This is a genomic window from Halomonas sp. AOP5-B2-8 (assembly GCF_052376475.1).
Taxonomy (GTDB): Bacteria; Pseudomonadota; Gammaproteobacteria; order Pseudomonadales; family Halomonadaceae; genus Vreelandella; species Vreelandella casei.
This window is the reverse complement of record NZ_JBQSVS010000003.1, coordinates 538,097-553,233: the sequence shown is the minus strand read 5'-3', so window position 1 is coordinate 553,233 and position 15,137 is coordinate 538,097. Positions and strand designations below refer to the sequence as shown.

Annotated in this window: 14 protein-coding genes; 5 read left to right on the top strand and 9 right to left on the bottom strand. The window is 55.7% G+C overall.

Translation table 11 applies throughout. From position 1 onward, the window contains the following. Positions 1-91 precede the first annotated feature (91 nt). Together ACT3RP_RS10140 and ACT3RP_RS10135 are read right to left on the bottom strand one after the other, a co-directional pair. Positions 92-2,125: a pyrroloquinoline quinone-dependent dehydrogenase gene (locus ACT3RP_RS10140; protein ID WP_096280918.1), complete on the bottom strand. Its 2,034-nt coding sequence runs from the start codon at positions 2,123-2,125 to the stop codon at positions 92-94. Between the two features lie 10 nt (positions 2,126-2,135). After that, complete coding sequence (locus ACT3RP_RS10135) at positions 2,136-2,501, bottom strand: hypothetical protein (RefSeq protein WP_096280915.1); 366 nt, start codon at positions 2,499-2,501, stop codon at positions 2,136-2,138. A gap of 314 nt (positions 2,502-2,815) precedes the next feature. Here ACT3RP_RS10135 and ACT3RP_RS10130 point away from each other — a divergent pair, with 314 nt between their 5' ends. Beyond that, entirely contained in the window at positions 2,816-3,967 is a 1,152-nt protein-coding gene (locus ACT3RP_RS10130) for a hypothetical protein (protein ID WP_483393722.1), read from the top strand. A 171-nt stretch (positions 3,968-4,138) separates the two neighbouring features. Here the strand turns inward: ACT3RP_RS10130 and epmB are convergent, their stop codons facing one another. After that, entirely contained in the window at positions 4,139-5,149 is a 1,011-nt protein-coding gene (gene epmB, locus ACT3RP_RS10125) for an EF-P beta-lysylation protein EpmB (RefSeq protein WP_225734264.1), read from the bottom strand. Between the two features lie 99 nt (positions 5,150-5,248). Between epmB and efp the strand changes: the two genes are divergently transcribed. Further along, positions 5,249-5,815, top strand: coding sequence for an elongation factor P (efp, locus tag ACT3RP_RS10120; RefSeq protein ID WP_096280910.1), 567 nt, complete (start codon positions 5,249-5,251; stop codon positions 5,813-5,815). A gap of 80 nt (positions 5,816-5,895) precedes the next feature. Further along, entirely contained in the window at positions 5,896-6,876 is a 981-nt protein-coding gene (epmA, locus tag ACT3RP_RS10115; protein ID WP_096280908.1) for an EF-P lysine aminoacylase EpmA, read from the top strand. A 13-nt stretch (positions 6,877-6,889) separates the two neighbouring features. Here the strand turns inward: epmA and ACT3RP_RS10110 are convergent, their stop codons facing one another. Then, entirely contained in the window at positions 6,890-8,398 is a 1,509-nt protein-coding gene (locus ACT3RP_RS10110; RefSeq protein WP_225734265.1) for a DHA2 family efflux MFS transporter permease subunit, read from the bottom strand. A gap of 38 nt (positions 8,399-8,436) precedes the next feature. Then, entirely contained in the window at positions 8,437-9,576 is a 1,140-nt protein-coding gene (locus ACT3RP_RS10105) for an HlyD family secretion protein (protein WP_096280903.1), read from the bottom strand. A gap of 214 nt (positions 9,577-9,790) precedes the next feature. Between ACT3RP_RS10105 and ACT3RP_RS10100 the strand changes: the two genes are divergently transcribed. Continuing rightward, the gene (locus ACT3RP_RS10100; protein ID WP_193062476.1) at positions 9,791-10,459 is read left to right on the top strand and encodes a TetR/AcrR family transcriptional regulator; all 669 of its coding nucleotides are present in this window, start codon (positions 9,791-9,793) and stop codon (positions 10,457-10,459) included. 9 nt (positions 10,460-10,468) lie between these two features. On the opposite strand, the gene asd is transcribed toward ACT3RP_RS10100, so the two are convergent. From asd to rsgA, 3 genes are read right to left on the bottom strand one after another with little or no spacing between them, the layout of a single operon-like run. After that, a complete protein-coding gene (asd, locus tag ACT3RP_RS10095; protein ID WP_096280897.1) occupies positions 10,469-11,317 on the bottom strand; it encodes an archaetidylserine decarboxylase in 849 nt (282 codons plus the stop codon). A gap of 10 nt (positions 11,318-11,327) precedes the next feature. After that, positions 11,328-12,170, bottom strand: coding sequence for a sulfurtransferase (locus ACT3RP_RS10090; protein WP_483393721.1), 843 nt, complete (start codon positions 12,168-12,170; stop codon positions 11,328-11,330). Positions 12,171-12,188: 18 nt separating this feature from the next. Beyond that, positions 12,189-13,208 carry a small ribosomal subunit biogenesis GTPase RsgA gene (gene rsgA / locus ACT3RP_RS10085; protein WP_096280891.1) on the bottom strand — a complete coding sequence of 340 codons (1,020 nt, stop codon included), beginning with the start codon at positions 13,206-13,208 and terminating at the stop codon, positions 12,189-12,191. A gap of 167 nt (positions 13,209-13,375) precedes the next feature. Here rsgA and orn point away from each other — a divergent pair, with 167 nt between their 5' ends. Next, positions 13,376-13,969, top strand: a complete 594-nt coding sequence (orn, locus tag ACT3RP_RS10080) for an oligoribonuclease (RefSeq protein WP_444625871.1) — start codon at positions 13,376-13,378, stop codon at positions 13,967-13,969. A 4-nt stretch (positions 13,970-13,973) separates the two neighbouring features. Here the strand turns inward: orn and queG are convergent, their stop codons facing one another. Further along, a complete protein-coding gene (gene queG / locus ACT3RP_RS10075; RefSeq protein WP_483393720.1) occupies positions 13,974-15,095 on the bottom strand; it encodes a tRNA epoxyqueuosine(34) reductase QueG in 1,122 nt (373 codons plus the stop codon). Between the last annotated feature and the right edge of the window lie 42 nt (positions 15,096-15,137).

Sequence of the window (15,137 nt, the reverse complement as noted above, 5' to 3'; positions counted from 1 at the left end):
TTTCCCGTTTTAACGCAAAGCGGGGTGGCCCTTTGCATTGCAACGGGCCACCCCGTCAGGCTACGCTACTTTAACGTAGGTTTTACTGGCGTTACTCAGGTAGTGCGTAGACCGCGATTTGATCGCCGACCTGATCCTTGAGAATGGAGTTACCGCCGGCGATAAAGGCAACGTATTGACGGCCTTCATATTCGTAGACGGCAGGAATGGACACAGACGGCGCCTGTGCTTGATCAGACCACAGCTCTTCACCTGTTTCCAGAGAGTAGGCACGCACCTTGGCATCCATCGATGCGCCGATGAAGATAATGCCGCCAGCCGTTATCGCAGGGCCGCCAATAGTAGGTGAGCCCCAGCTCTCTGGCATGAAGAAGCCATACTGTTGCGATACGCCTACTGGCCGACGCCATTTGACGTCGCCGGTGGTCATATCCAGCGCCACAAGTTCACCGAAAGGCGGTTCCCAGCAAGGCATGCCAAGCCAGTTGCGGGCTACCTCAAGACGCATGCCATAGGGCGCGCCAGCTTGAGGTGAAAAACCACTCTCGTTGCCTGAACCGCTATCCGCTTTATCGTAATCTTCCCGGCTGTAAAGTTTCACGTATTGCACGATGTGAGACGTGTTGACCACCGCAATCTGGTTCTCAGGGTCAAAGGCAACGCCTCCCCACTGAACGCCGCCGGAGCTGTCTGGGTAAGTGAGTGCACCTTCGCCTTGGGTGGTTGGCGGGGTGTACATGCCTTCATACCAAAGATCTTCCCACAGCGCTGAACATTGGCCAAAGCTCACCGCGTCGGCAAGTGCCCACACCTTAGGCTTCTCTGATTGGTCTAGTAGTGGTGCGGGCTTCGTTGGGAAGGGTTGAGTCGGGGCGTAAACCTCGCCTTCAACCGAGCCATCGCCGCCTGGCACCGGGCGTTCCTCAATAGGCCAAACGTCTTCGCCGGTTTCACGGTTTACGACGAACAGGAAGCCCATTTTGGTTGCTTGGATCAGAGCCGGAATCTCTTCGCCGTCCACGGTAATATCCATCAGCGTGGGGGCCGAGTTAATATCGTAATCCCAGATGTCGTGATGTACCCATTGGCGCGACCACACTACCTCGCCAGTTTCGATATCGAGTGCCGTCGTCGACGTCGCTAGTGGGGCGCTCTCGGTACGGTTGCCGCCCCAGTAGTTGGGTGACGGCGAGGAGACGGGCAGATAGACCAATCCAAGCTCTTCGTCCGCTGACATGTGCGTCCAGACGTTTGCTGTGCCGCTTTGCTCACGCATTTCTTCGGGCAGTACCTCAAACGTCCACTCACGCTCGCCGGTACGCGCGTTGATCGAGAACACGTTGCCTGGAGGCGCCTGCTCAAACGCCCAGTCTTTGCCTGCCCAGCCGAGTATTAGATGATCACCGACCACGGTCGGCGGCTGCAGCAGCGAAAGCGGCCACTCAGCGTTGGTGTTATTCCACTGGTTCACATCCAGTACGCCATTGTCGGCAAAGCTGGCACACGGCTGGCCGCTATCGGCATCGACTGCGAACAGCTGCGCATCCATGGTGCCTAGATAGACGATCTTCTGGCAGGCTTCCCCAGCATCAGGCTCATCGGCTTCCCAGTAAGCGACGCCACGATTTTTTAAGGCGGGCTGGGTCAAGGCTTCGAGAGTGGACTGTGTGTCAAAGCTCCACTTTTCTTCGCCAGTACCCGGGTCAAGCGCCAGAATGCGGTAGAACGGCGTGCCGATATAGAGCGTATCGTTGGCGAATACCGGCGTTGCGGACCAGACGGTCGGCGGCAGATCGCCGTGCCCATCTGAAACATCGCCGGTATGCACTTCCCAGACCTTCTCTAGGTCACCCACGTTGTCGGTATTAATCTGCTCAAGCGGACTGTACTTTTGCGCATTGAGCTGGCCGTGAAAGCTATTCCAGATCGGCTCGCCGGGTACTAGTGGAATCGGGTCAGCGTCAGCCTGCTGTCCTTGTGGCTGGGAGCGAGTCTCTGGCGAGCCTGGCTGATCTTGTGCTAGCAGCGTGAGCGGCGTTAGACAAGCGGCTATAACGGTAGCTGTGCCCAACCCAGATGTAACTGCTTTGAAGCGGGTATTGATAACAGGTAAAAAAATCGGCATGGACGGCTCCTCAGGCGTGGGTGGGGCGGGCATGGGATGATGGACGAGCCATATCAATAATAAGACCAATCAGACCGACCACCATGGCAGCGTCGACCCACCACTGGTGCAGGAGAAATCCAGCGAAGAAAGTGCCGGCAAGTCCAATAAGGATCAGCAGTCGCAATACGATAGTGGCGCCTCGCCCGGTGGCCACCATAAGAAGCAGCGCCATCACCGCAAGTGCAAAACAAGCCGCGCTAGCGACTAGCACACCGAGTGTGCCGGTGACCCCGGTCAGCGGTGTGAAGTAGGCATAGAGGGCGATGGCTAGCCCGAAGAGCGAAGCTATCAATAGCACGATAGCGCCCATTTTAGCCCTGAGTGGTTGCGACATGGCGTTCTGGTCTCCAGGTGGGAATGCCCTAACACGAACTAAATATTGAGAATAAAGTTAGCCTGGTAACTTTATCATAGGGCTATGTTTGTTCGCATCTAATTTGCCCGTAGATGCTGGTTGTTTCTTTTGAAGTGTTAAAAACCCCGACGAGGCGGGGTGGGTATATACAGAGTATAGAAAGAAAATAAAGTATTGCTCGGTTTGGGTCGCCAGAAATGATAGGTAATGCTAAAAACGCTGCTTAATAGTTAACTTTGTGGATGAGCGAGCGCGCTACAATGGCAATCTCTGCCCAATAAGAAGAGCGAAGTATGCGTATCTTTTTGACAATGCTTGCGATAGCGACCGTATTGGCGGGCGGGCTATCGGCGCTAGCCTCCAGTGAGGCCTTTGAACCACGACTAGTACGGCTTGAAGCGCAGCGCACACTACCTTCCATTGAAGCTTCGCTGGCTCAAGAGTCGGCCGATCTCAACGCAGTTTTTCTTCACTACGCAAGCGATCAGGCGCTCTGGATGAACGCCCAGCTGGCCATCATGCGTTATGGCGATATCGCCCGTGTTGCGTTACTTGAGTATGCCGCACTGCCTGAGTTTCAGCAGGTGCTGGTACGTTTCGGTCCCGATGCCGTATTGCCAATTATCTATTATCACGATAATGATATCGCCACGCTGCGTGCTCAGCATTGGGTGGGTGAGCACTACCAGCAGTTGAGCCGCTGGTGGAATGAGGATGCTGAACAGGCGCAGCGACAGGGCGAGGTAACCGAAGTATCCGTGTGGAGCCCATATCGGCGAGGCCAAATGGGCATTGCCTTACTGGAAGCTGAAGGTCATGGCTTGCTCAATCAGTTTGTGGTGGGTAGCGCGGGCGATGTGCACTGGCTCCAAGGGGAGCGTGTCGTTGCAGGGCTCAGCGATTTCTTTACCAGCGGTCTACGTAATCTGGAAAATCAATGGCGTCGTGATGAGGCGATTGGTGCCGTGGACGTGGGTTGGGCGGGCGTAGACCTTTTATTGATGGCGAGCACCGTTAAGGTTCTGCGGGCAGGGGGTGTTGCGCGAGACGCACGTCTAAGCAGTGTTGAGGCACAGGGAGCTCGCTCTGGATTACGCTCAGGTTTAGCGGCAGGTGGTGGGCGCTTTGCCAGCCTGCCACGTATGGCCAAAGTGGCGGCGGTTGCTGGCACTGCTTATGTGGTGGTTCGCCATCCGTCGCTGGTAAGCGCACTGGGAGCCAATGTGGCGAAATGGCTCAGCTTACCAGTATGGCTGGGGCAGTTTGTCATCTGGCTGTTGGTGCTGCTGCCGGTTCTTCTGATGGTGCGCTTTGTTTGGCGCTGGATACTGGTACCTGTTTTATGGCTTCTCATGCCGCTGTTGCGATTTTGCTTTTCAAGGTTTGTGGCCACGACCAATATCAGTGCGCGAAAAAGCAAAGAGATCATCACGCCAGCTTCATAGGCCATGGGCTGACTCCCGATACCCGAGGCATGTTAATCGAAGGCGTGATGGACATGGTGATCACCCAGAGCCCGCCCCGACGGCAATGGAGATCTGTTTTTCAGAAAATCTTCCCGCTGTGAGTGGGTAGTAATGCGCTAAAAGTCGATCCGGCAGATGAGTGCCGCGATATTAAAGCGGCGTTTTGCTCCCTTTGCCGGGGATTTCCCGCACTAGGCGTGGCATCAAAAAACCGGGCAAGTGATCACGAAGCTCGGCGATCAGTTCCTTTGCTTCACTATCCGCCACATCAAAATGCGCCGCGCCCTGCACCGGGTCCAATACGTGCAGGTAGTAAGGCAGTATGCCTGCTTCAAACAGGCGCTCGGAGAGAGTGGCCAGCGTCGTCACATTGTCGTTCACGCCGCGCAGCAGCACGCTCTGGTTAAGTAGCGTCACGCCTGTTTGCTTCAAGCGGGTGCAGGCATCTATCACGGCTTGGTCAATTTCGTTGGCATGGTTGATGTGCAAGACGATCACTTTCTGTAGCCGCGTATTGCTTAGCCATGCCAATAAGGCGTCATCAACTCGGTCAGGTATCACCACCGGCAGGCGGGTGTGAACGCGTAGCCGTTTAATGTGCGGAATGCCCTCAAGTTGATCAACCAGCCATGCTAGCTGGCGGTCATTGGCAGCCAGCGGGTCGCCCCCGGAAAGAATCGCCTCATGGATCGACGTATCTGCTCGCAGGTAGTCGAGCGCTTCTTGCCACTGCGCTCGCGAAGGGGCGTTGTCGCTATAGGGAAAGTGACGGCGAAAGCAGTAGCGGCAGTTGATCGCACAGGTCGGGCTGGCAATTAACAGTACACGGTTAGCGTATTTGTGGATTAACCCTTTTGCCGGTTGATGGCCGCTCTCTTCCAGCGGGTCAGCCACATAGCCTGGGGGCGTAAGCGCCTCTTTATCGACGGGCAGAACCTGGCGTAGCAGTGGATCGTTTAGATCGGCATACGCTATTCTGTTGAGATAAGCATCGGGCACGCACACGTCAAACAGCGCATGCCCCGTCTGTGCGCCTGCTAGCCACTGGCTGCTTAATCCTAGCCGGTCGCACAGCACCTGCGGGTCGCGAATGGCCATAGAAAGTTGCTGTTGCCAAGTCAGGGGCGTCTTAGACGCGGCAATAATGATGTTCTCCTGCAAAAAAGCCCTCCTTCGGGTTATCATGCGACGCACTGATCATAAGCGTGAAGCCGCGGCTTCGCAGACCACGTAGCTAAGAATAGGTAATTGAGAGGCGATATGGCGAACTATTCTACCAATGAATTCAAAGCCGGTTTGAAAGTAATGCTCGACGGCGACCCTTGTTCGATTGTCGAGAACGAGCTGGTCAAGCCAGGTAAAGGGCAGGCGTTTAACCGCGTTAAAATGCGTAACCTGATGACTGGCCGTGTGGGTGAGAAGACGTTCAAATCCGGTGACTCGCTGGAAGGCGCCGATGTCATGGATTTAGAGATGGAATATCTCTACACCGACGGTGACATGTGGCACTTCATGAAGACCGATGGCTCCTTCGAGCAGTATGCCGTGGAAAAGAAAGCCCTAGGCGATACCTCAAAATGGCTTAAAGAGCAGGTGCCTTATACCATTACGTTGTGGGACGACAAGGCTATTTCTGTTACGCCGCCCAACTTCATTGAGCTGGAAGTCGTCGAAACAGACCCTGGCTTGAAGGGCGATACGGCCCAGGGCGGCTCTAAGCCTGCAACGCTTACCTCGGGTGCCGTAGTACGCGTACCGCTGTTTATCAACCGTGGTGAAGTGCTAAAAATTGATACGCGCAGCGGCGATTACGTCTCGCGCGCTTAATCAGTTTTGCTGCCGATGATATGATTTAAAGGCCACGCAACGAGCGTGGCTTTTTTTCGTGCCTTGCCCTAGGAGTCGTAATGGCCATTGATTGGCACCCCACAGCGTCTATCGAAACATTGCGCGAGCGTGCGCGTTTAATGGCCAGCGTGCGGGCATTTTTTGCTGCGCGTACTGTGCTAGAAGTCGAAACGCCGGTGTTAGGGCAGGGCGGCAGCACGGATGTGCATCTGGTCTCACTGAATACTCTGGCACGGACTGACCGAGGGCAGCGCCGTCTCTGGCTGCAAACTTCGCCTGAGTTTCATATGAAGCGGCTGCTGGCTGCCGGCAGTGGGCCGATTTTTCAACTAGCCAGAAGTTTTCGCGATGGTGAAGTGGGTGCGCGGCATAATATCGAGTTCACCATGCTTGAGTGGTATCGGCCTCAGTTTTCGCTCAATGAGATGATTGCAGAAACGGCGGCGCTGGTTATGGCTCTGCTGCCAGCTGCGCCTGGCGACATTGTGCATTATCGTTACCGCGAGCTGTTTCATACCCACCTGGCGGTCGACCCCTTTACATCGTCGCTGGAAAAACTGCGGGCGTTGGCCTCAGAGCGGGGGCAAATGTCTGCTCATGCCTTGGCCGATGAAGGGCGTGATACCTGTTTGGACTTATTGATGAGCATGGTAATTGAGCCTCAGCTTGGCCAGCAGGAGCTTAGCGTGGTCACCGATTACCCTACCAGCCAAGCGGCGCTGGCACGCCGCCATCAGGATGCGGATGGCGAGTGGGTGGCGTCTCGCTTTGAGCTTTATGTTAATGGTATTGAGCTGGCCAATGGCTACGATGAGCTAACCGATGCAGAAGAGCAGCGCCTGCGCTTTAATGCTGATAACGCCGAGCGGCGTCGTTTAGGCTTGCCGGAAGTGGATATTGACGAGAACCTGCTGGCCGCGCTTGAGCATGGCATGCCCGAGGGGGCAGGCGTGGCGCTGGGCATCGACCGTCTTATTCAGTTGGCGCTGGGAAAGGCGCGCTTGGAAGACGTACTCGCATTTTCAACACCCCATTGTTAGGGCGGGATACGTCTTATGCCTTGATGCGTTTGAGTAGAAACACCAGCGGCACTGTGGTGATATAGATCAGGCCCATCCACGTAAAAATATCGTTAAAGGCCAGTACCTGGGCCTGCTGTGAGACCCGCTGTACGAGTAAGCCAACGGCCGCGTGGTAGGCATCAGGTACCGACCCGCTGAGCATGGCTTCATACTTGGCGATTTCAGTCACTACCACCTCTCGGCCGGTATCGATGGCCGGAATTAGCTGATTCCAGTGAAAGTCCTCGCGGATATCGCGCACCGTATCAAGCAGTGCAAGCCCCATGGCGCCGCCTAAATTGCGCATCACGTTGAAGAGCCCGCTGGCGTTGCCCACTTCGCTGGGTGGAAGGGTGCCTAGCGCGATTCGCGAGGCCGGAATGATGCACATGATCAGCCCCATGCCGCGCACAATCTGCGGTAAGCAGAACTGCCAGAACCCCGACTCCACGGTGAGGTTGCTATTCATCATGGTGCCCACGCCTACCAGCAGTAAACCGAAAAACAGCATCACGCGAAGGTCTAGATGATTCGTGGCTTGGCCGACGATCGGTGCACACAGGAACATCGTTACCCCGGTGACAAACATGACTTGACCGATCTGTAGGCTTGAGTAGCCGCGTACGTAGCCAAAGAACAGCGGCATGATGTAAACCAGCCCATACAGCGCAATGCCGATAATAAAGCCCATTCCCGCGCCGATCGCGAAGTTGCGGTTGGCGAAAGCGCGCAAGTCGACAATCGGGTGATCGCTTCGCAATGTGCGAGTAAAAAACCATACGCCCGCCAGCAGGCACACCACACTGAAGATGGCGATACGATCACTGGCGAACCAGTCATCGCCCGGGCCCTCTTCAAGGACGAACTCAAGTGATCCTAGAAACACCGCGATCAGGGCCAGGCCGATAAGATCAAGCTTGCGCGCTAACGCGTGATTAGGCTTGTCGATATCTAGAAACTTCCATGATGCCCAGCACACCAGTATTCCCGGAATGATATTGGCTAGAAATAACCAGTGCCAGCTCTGGGCTTCAGTGATGTAGCCGCCCACCGTGGGGCCAATTGAAGGCGCCATGGTCACCACCATGCCAATGACTGCCTGTACGCTGCCCATCACCCGGCGAGGAAAGATCGAGAAGCTGACAGCTTGCGTAATGGGAATCATCGCGCCGCCCATGAAGCCCTGAATGGCACGCAGTACGATAAGTTGTTCAATTGAAGTAGCCATGGCGCAGCCAAGGCTTGCCAAGGTGAAGCCCGCGCAGGAAAGGGTGAAGACGACGCGAGTTGAAAGAATCCGCATCAGCATACCCGATAGCGGAATCATCACTATCTCTGCAATAAGATAAGAGGTTTGCACCCAGGATATCTGGTCTGCACTAGCCGAAAGACCTGACTGGATCTCGTTTAGCGAGCTGGCGACGATCTGAATATCCAAAATCGCCATAAACATGCCAAACACCGCGGCAATAAAACCGACTCGCTGGCGCCAGGATGGCATGTCGCTAACGCCTGTGGACGGGCTTCCTGCTGCCTCGCTCATAAGTCGCGGCGTTCCTGGGTGCTACCCGGGGTATTTACGTGGGCAACCCCTGTGTCGTTGCCTGGCTCAAGGTTGCGAGTATCGATTTCCGGCACCGCCGAAAGCCCTGCACGCAGTAGATTTAATGCATCTTGTGGGCCGGTAAAGCGAATCTTGACGGGCACGCGCTGCACGATTTTATTGAAGTTGCCGGTAGCATTATCCTGAGGCAACAGACTGAACTCAGTGCCCGTGGCCGGGGATAGGCTGTCGACCACGCCCTGATATGTGATGTTCGGGTAGGCATCTAAATGAATATTGACCGGCTGGCCGACGCGTATCCGCTCAAGCTGGGTTTCCTTAAAATTAGCCGCTACGTAGGCTGATTCAATGGGCACCAGTTGCAGCAGCGTTAGGGATGGCTGCGCCAGCGCGCCGGCCTTCACCTGAAGGTTGCCGATGATGCCCGCCCGCGGCGCGACGATACGCGTTTTGTCGAGCTGGTGTTGGGCATAGTCAAAATCGGCGCCTGCAGCATCCAGATTGGCTTCGGCGCGGGTCACGTCGCTTTCTGCCACCTCCAGCTGACGCCTGGCCGAGATAACCGCGGCGCGGGTCTGAGCCAGGTTGGCCTCAGCAACCCTGAGCGTGGTTTGATCGTCCTCGCTTTGCTGGCGAGAGCCATAGTTGCTGGCGGCAAGAGAAGACGAGCGCTCAAGGTGCTGGCGAGCTTGGCCGACATCGGCTTCGGCGGCATCTACCTGGGCATTAGCCTGGTCGATAGATGCCTGCTGTAAGGCTATCTGACGCTGTGACTGAACGATTGATGCGGCGGCCACCGCTTGTTGTGCTCTCGCTTGAGCCAACTGGTCGCGATAGCTGGCATCGTCCAGACGTATGAGTAGATCGCCTTGGCTCACCGTTTGGTTGTCATGCACAGCCACTTGCGCGACGCGTGCTGACAGCTCTGCACGCACGGCGACACTATCGGTGCGCACGTAGGCGTTGTCGGTTTCTGCCATGAAACGCCCGGTCTGCCACCAGCCGACGCCCCACCAAATCAGCGCTCCTAGCGCGATTAAGACGATGATGACAGCCAGTATCTTGCCCTTAGATTTTTTACCGGTATGAGCTTCTTGCTTGCCATTTTCCGACATGGACACTCCTTAACGATGTCATCCCTAAGAAACGCTATCACCCCGAAAAGACTGCTCAATGGCGAGAAGTGACATGCTGAACGCAGGCGGGAAAGGTTGTGAGGATATATAGTGTAATGAATGCTACATTACATGACTAGCGTAAAAAATAACTGTTTAGCGCAGCGTCTGTATAATTAATGCTCTTTTAGCATGCCTCTATATTGGAGTGTGGATGCCTCTCTCAATCATGAAAGACTCGGCCGATGATGCTAACAAAAGCGATGTGATGCTGACGTCGCGCGGGGTGGCGCGTCGTGAACGCTTGCTAGACGCGGCGCGAGATGTGTTTCTCGAGCAGGGCTATGCGGGCGCCAGTGTTAATGAAGTGGTTGCTCGTGCAGGTGGCTCATTGGCAACGCTCTACAAGCAGTTTGGTAATAAAGAGGGGCTGTTTACGGCGGCGATGGAGCGGCATATCGCCACTGCTTGGGCCGTGCTAGAAGAGGGGCGTCGGGATCAGCAGGCCCCCGAGCAGGTGCTTTACGAGCTGGGGCGTCGCATGCTGATGCTGGTATTTGATGCAGGCGTGATTCGTTTGGTGCGAGGGCTAGCATTTGAGGCCGAGCGAGCCCCTGAACTTGGCGAGATGTTCCTGGCCCGCGGCCCTGATCACACACGCCAAGCGCTCGCCTGCTACCTGCGTGATCAGGTTGAAGGTGGCCGCCTAGCGCTTGAAGAGCCCCGTGAGGCTGCCGGTATTTTCATGGGCATGTTGCTTGGCGAGTGGCATATCGACGCCTTACTAGGCCGCGACCTGCAGCTTGACGAGGCAAAGTGTAATGCCCGTGCCCAGCGCTGCGTGGACATATTTCTCGCTGGTGTTGCCCGCCCGCAGGCCTAATGTCGATGGCTATTTCTTGAGGCCTTCAGTAGTGCCCAAGGATTGGCCCATCTGAACCGCCGTGGTTTGAACCGATTCGTCAAAGCTTACGGGCTTGGCAAAGCACATCACCACCGTAGAGCCGAGTTTGAAGCGTCCCATCTCAGCACCTTTGGCTAACGTAATAGGTTGGCCAAATTGCATGCGCTGGGGCTGGCCCGACAGCGGCGTGACCTGCCCGGACCAAACGGTTTCAATCGCCGCAACAATCATCGCGCCGACTAAAACCATCGCGAGCGGCCCGTACTCGGTGTCAAAAATACACACCAAGCGTTCATTACGCGCGAATAACCCTGGCACGTAAGTGGCCGTCGCTTGATTCACGGAGAACAGCCTTCCAGGGACATAAATCATTTCCCGCAGCGTGCCGGTTACCGGCATATGTACGCGATGGTAGTCCCGTGGTGAAAGGTAAACGGTGGCAAAGCTGCCGCCGAGAAACTCTTCAGCCAGGGCGGTATCGCCACCCAGCAGCGTCTGAGCCGAGTAAGTGTGGCCCTTGGCCTGGACTAGCTGACCCGCCTGCAGGCGCCCGTATTGCGACAGCGTGCCATCGGCCGGGCTTAGTATGCCTTCGCCCAGCGGGCGTGCATCTGTCTTTAAGGCGCGGGTGAAGAAGTCGTTAAAGGTTGCGTACGCGCTAGGATCGGGCTCTAAGGCTTGGCTCATATCCACATTAAAGCGTTTGATGAACGCTTTAATCAGGTGATTTTTCACCCAGGGGTTGTCGCATTGAGCGAAATGCCCCGTCAGGCGCGAAAGCGCGTGGTGTGGCAGCGGGTATTGAAGTAGCGAAAAAGCTTTTTGGGAAACGGTCACGGTCGTCGGTTCACTTCTCAATCGGTGTGTCGTCGCGGTTGCCCCACTCGCCCCAAGAGCCAGCGTAGCCGCGCATATTAAAGCCCAGTGCTTTGCCTACCAGCCACGTAAAGCTACTGCGATGATGGCTTTGACAGTGGGTCGCCACTTCCATATCCGGCGTTAGGCCCAGAGCGCCCAGCTCAGTGATGAGTTCGGCATAATCACGAATACGCAAAGCGCGATGGCGATCCATGGCCTGCAGCCAATCCATGTTCACCGCTCCCGGTATATGACCCAGGTGCTTGTTGTTGCCCCGCTCGCCGTCATATTCACCTTGCGAGCGAGCATCCCATACGGCGAACTGCCTATCGCCCAGCTTTGACTTGATCTCTTCACACGTAATCAGGGCGTGCGGATTAAGAATGTTAGCCTGGTAGTCGCTGGGCGTTGGCGATTTCGATTCGGTGCTTTCTTCAAGCCCCGCGTCGCGCCAAGCATGAATGCCGCCATTTAGATAGGAGTAGCGGGTATGGCCGATCAGGTCTAGCGTCCACAGAAGGCGTGCTGCCCAGCCGCCACCTTCATCATCGTAAGCCACAACGTGGGTATCGCGTGTTAGGCCTAGGGCACTAAACAGGCGGGACAGCGCTTCAACGCTGGGAACGTCGTTGGGTACCGGTCCTTCGCCACGCATTAAGTAGCGAAAATCGAGAAAAATAGCCCCTGGTACGTGGCCCTGACGATAGCTATCGCCATTAACGGGCACGTCGATAATCAGCAGTTGAGGATCGTTTAAGTGTTCCTGAAGCTGTTCGGGCTCTACGATCAGCGAAAAAAGATTGGCTTCTGACGATGGGCTTTCAGTGCTCATGGGTAACTCCTGTAAACGTTAGCCATCCAGGCTATCAAGGATGCGTCGATAGCTGGCGAAACGGGCGGGATGGATCTTGCCGGCCTCAACGGCTTCGAGTAGCGCGCAGCCGGGCTCGGCGCGGTGACGACAGTCACGAAAGCGGCAATGGCCAATAAAGGCGTGAAACTCAATAAAGCCGTCGGTAACTTCCTGCTCGTTGAGGTGAATCAGGCCAAACTCGCGAATGCCCGGAGAGTCGATTAAATCACCGTCGGCCACTTCTTCACGGCTCATCGTATAAAGGCGCGCTGTCGTGGTGGTATGTGTGCCTTTGCGGGAGTCTTCCGAGAGCGCGCCAATGCGCAGGGTTTCATCTGGCAACAGCAGGTCGATGAGCGATGATTTGCCCACACCACTCTGACCAACAAATACCGATGTGCGTCCCTCAAGCTGGCTGCGCAGCTCATTAAGCCCCGAGTCTGTGGCAGTGGTGGTGCGCACGACCGGATAGCCTAAAGCGCTGTAGCGCTCCAAAAGTTTACCCAGCTCGCCGCCATCCTCGGGCAGTAAGTCCGTTTTGTTGAGGACCAAAACTGGCGCAATGCCGGTAGCTTCGGCAGCGACGAGATAGCGGTCGATTAAATTAGCGTGGGGCGCGGGCTCCACGGCAAACACAATCAGCAGTTGATCAATATTAGCTGCCACCGGTTTCAGCAGGCCTCGGGCATCGGGGCGCTTGAGTACGCTGTCGCGTTCTTCTCGCGCCACCACGACGCCAGAGCCTTCTTGCCCGGCACGCCAGATCACGCGGTCACCGGTGACCAGGCCGTCTAGGTTGGCGCGTAAGTGGCAGCGCACCGGTTCATTATCGCTATTGCGCACCTCTAGGGTACGCCCAAAGTGAGCAACGACTCGGCCCGGTTGTTCGGCACCGTATTCGCCAGCAGAGAGCTTTTCAGCGTCTTGCACATCGCGCTTCTCAGCACGTTGGGCGCGTTCTGCCTGAACCTTGTCGACTCGCCACTGTTGCTGGCGACTTAATTTGCGTTTGCTCATGTCCACCTGATGCTGAGTACAATAGCGGCCATTGTACCTATCAAGTAGCCAAGCTGTCCTGCATGGGCTGCTTGGCAATGCGATTTAAGGCACTATTCTGATTTTAAACTGACTTTACGCCATAATTGCATGCTGATAACGGCTATTTTGGCAAAGGGATGAACCCAATGAGTAATGATACGACTGAGACCGCCGTGCCCCGCGATGACCTATTGATATGGATTGACCTGGAAATGACCGGTTTAGATCCTAACAAAGAGCGCATTATTGAAGTGGCTACGCTGATTACCGATGCGGATTTGAACGTGGTGGCAGAAGGGCCTGTTGTGGCCGTAAAGCAGCCCGACAGCCTGCTAGCGAAAATGGATGATTGGAATCAGAAGACTCACGGTGCATCGGGTTTGGTCGCTCGGGTGAAAGCCAGTCAAGTGGCAACTGCAGACGCTGAGCAGCAAACTTTGGCATTTTTAAAACACTACGCCGTGGCGGGGTCGTCACCGATGTGTGGCAATAGTATCCATCAGGATCGGCGTTTTTTAGAGCGTGAAATGCCTGAGCTGCTCAACTTTTTTCACTATCGCAATCTGGATGTATCGACGTTGAAAGAAGTGGCTAAACGCTGGAATCCAGGCGCCTTGGCGGGCTTTAGTAAGCGCAACGTGCACCTGGCAATGGACGATATTAAAGAGTCTATTGCTGAGCTGGCCCACTATCGCACGACCTTCTTACGCGTTGATCAGCGCCGCGACGAAAAAGAGTAGCCATTTAGGCGGTGGCAATCAGCTCGCCACGCTTGATGTGCTGTTCCTGCAGTGCCCAGGCAACGTGCTCGCGCACGAGCGCACTGGGAAAGCCACGCCGCGCCCATAAGGCTGTCTCAACGGCGTCACTCCAGGGTGCGTTGCCTAAGCCAATAGCGATATTACGCAGCCAGCGTTCGTAGCCAATGCGCCGGATGGGGCTGCCCGCGGTTTTGTCCAGGAACTCCGCTTCGCCCCAGGCGAACAGGCTGATCAGCGTTGCGCGGTCTAAATCATGGCGCGGTGCAAAGTCATCTTCTTGGGTAATGCGAGTGAAGCGAGTAAAAGGGCAGACTAGCTGGCAGTCGTCACAGCCATAAATCCGGTTGCCCATGGCGCGGCGAAACTCCACTGGAATCGCGTCATGCAGTTCAATAGTGAGATATGAGATGCACTTGCGTGAGTCGACCACTTTGTCGTCAACGATGGCGCCGGTGGGGCAGGCGGTACGACAGGTGCTGCAACTGCCGCAGTGCTCATGCTCAAAGGGGGCGTCAATAGGCAGCGGTAGATCGGTATACAGTTCGCCAAGAAAGAACAGCGAGCCTGCTTTGGGATTGAGCAGCATGGCATTTTTGCCAAACCAGCCCAGTCCGGCTTTTTGGGCCAAAGCGCGCTCCATGACTGGCGCTGAATCAACAAACGCGCGGTAGCCGAACGCGCCGACTTCCTGCTCAATTTTTTTTGCTAATAGGGCTAACCGTTTACGGATTAGCTTGTGATAATCACGCCCCAGCGCGTAACGCGATACATAGGCTTTGCTGGGCTGGCCAAGCACCTTGGTGGTTTCTACCTCAGGGGGTAGGTAATCCATTCGGACGCAGATAATGCGCTGGGTGCCAGGTTCTAGCTGTGCAGGTCGCGTGCGTTTGGTGCCGTGTTTGGCCATAAAGCCCATGTCGCCGTGATAGCCTTTTTCTAGCCATGCGTCGAGATGCGCCTCGTGGGCAGACAGTTCAGTATCGGTGATGCCGACTTGCTGAAAGCCGAGCTCCTGCCCCCAGGTCTTTATCAGGTCGGCAAGGCGAGCAAGCTTTTCGTCAGTCAGTGCATCGCTAGAACGTTTAACGGCAGTGGAATCCGGCATAGTTAGTCAATAAATAGTGAATCAAATAGAGAGTGAGTTAAA

Excerpts from the sequence above, each read along its gene's own strand:
- ACT3RP_RS10130 (WP_483393722.1), top strand. The coding sequence starts at position 2,816 with ATGCGTATCTTTTTGACAATGCTTGCGATAGCGACCGTATTGGCGGGC.
- rsgA (WP_096280891.1), bottom strand. The coding sequence starts at position 13,208 with ATGAGCAAACGCAAATTAAGTCGCCAGCAACAGTGGCGAGTCGACAAG.
- queG (WP_483393720.1), bottom strand. The coding sequence starts at position 15,095 with ATGCCGGATTCCACTGCCGTTAAACGTTCTAGCGATGCACTGACTGAC.
- epmA (WP_096280908.1), top strand. The coding sequence starts at position 5,896 with ATGGCCATTGATTGGCACCCCACAGCGTCTATCGAAACATTGCGCGAG.
- efp (WP_096280910.1), top strand. The coding sequence starts at position 5,249 with ATGGCGAACTATTCTACCAATGAATTCAAAGCCGGTTTGAAAGTAATG.
- ACT3RP_RS10140 (WP_096280918.1), bottom strand. The coding sequence starts at position 2,125 with ATGCCGATTTTTTTACCTGTTATCAATACCCGCTTCAAAGCAGTTACA.
- ACT3RP_RS10100 (WP_193062476.1), top strand. The coding sequence starts at position 9,791 with ATGCCTCTCTCAATCATGAAAGACTCGGCCGATGATGCTAACAAAAGC.
- ACT3RP_RS10110 (WP_225734265.1), bottom strand. The coding sequence starts at position 8,398 with ATGCCATCCTGGCGCCAGCGAGTCGGTTTTATTGCCGCGGTGTTTGGC.
- ACT3RP_RS10090 (WP_483393721.1), bottom strand. The coding sequence starts at position 12,170 with ATGAGCACTGAAAGCCCATCGTCAGAAGCCAATCTTTTTTCGCTGATC.
- ACT3RP_RS10135 (WP_096280915.1), bottom strand. The coding sequence starts at position 2,501 with ATGTCGCAACCACTCAGGGCTAAAATGGGCGCTATCGTGCTATTGATA.
- orn (WP_444625871.1), top strand. The coding sequence starts at position 13,376 with ATGAGTAATGATACGACTGAGACCGCCGTGCCCCGCGATGACCTATTG.
- ACT3RP_RS10105 (WP_096280903.1), bottom strand. The coding sequence starts at position 9,576 with ATGTCGGAAAATGGCAAGCAAGAAGCTCATACCGGTAAAAAATCTAAG.